We start from the raw sequence: 988 nt of genomic DNA on the forward strand, positions 1-988 counted from the left end.
TGCGACAGCTCGCGCGGGTCGTTCAGGATCGTTCTGGTGTAGACGAAGCCGATCGCGGCATGGTCGAACGCATAGTGCGCGCCGGCGCCGAACGTGCGCCAGCGGCCGCCGGTCAGCATCGCATCGCCATCGGCGCTGCTCAGCGACCCGCCGGTGTTCTGCGGCGCGTCGACGCCGCCCGGCTGGTTCGACTGCAGGTACGCGACGGCGAGGTCGACCGGGCCGTTCACGTACTGCGCACCGACGCTGTACGCGTTGTCGTTGCTGAATCCGCCGCCTTGATTGCTGAAGCCGTACGCACCGCCGAACGTGAAGCCGCCGTAGTTCGCACTGCGGAACTTCACCGCGTTGTTCATCCGCGTGTCGTTGGCGAGGTTGTCGTTGTCGTACGGATGATCGACGAGGTTGCCGCCGAATCCCGACCCCGTCGCCGACAGCGGCGCGACGAAGTCGACCAGGAAATCGTACTGGCGGCCGAGCGTCACCGTACCCCACTGGCGGCTCGCGAGGCCCACCCACGCCTGGCGGCCGAATTCGTCGCCACCGTTGCCAAGCTTGCCGTTCGCGACGTTGAAGCCGTTCTCGAGGGTGAACACGGCGGCCAGCCCGCCGCCGAGATCCTCGTTGCCGCGCAGCCCCCAGCGCGACGTGCTGACGTTGCCGCTCTGGACACCGTAGACGGGCCCCGCGCCCGCGGCCGATTTCTGGTTGCTGATGTAGTCCAGGCCCGCGTCGATCGTGCCGTACAGCGTCACGCTGCTCTGCGCATGCGCCGCGCTCGCCAGCAGGCAGGCGACCGCCGCCGGAATTGCCAGATATTTCTTCATGATGGTTTCGTTGGAGTGGATCGGTCTGCTCGCATCGCCGGCCCGGGGCAACATGGCCGCTCGTGCGCGATGCGATGGCGCCCAATTTAGGCAGCGGGCGTGACAGCGCCGTTATCGAAACGGCCCGAAACATGAAACCCGCTTCATCCTAGCGACATACC

The 988-nt window shown here is 66.8% G+C and carries 1 protein-coding gene; it reads right to left on the bottom strand.

Translation table 11 applies throughout. The features are described from left to right. Positions 1–827: porin (locus JMF90_RS38415; RefSeq protein WP_201326476.1), on the bottom strand; the 827-nt coding region annotated here is incomplete at its 3' end. Positions 828–988 lie beyond the last annotated feature (161 nt).

The organism is Burkholderia sp. E168m23 (assembly GCF_016586125.1).
Classification (GTDB): domain Bacteria; phylum Pseudomonadota; class Gammaproteobacteria; order Burkholderiales; family Burkholderiaceae; genus Burkholderia; species Burkholderia orbicola.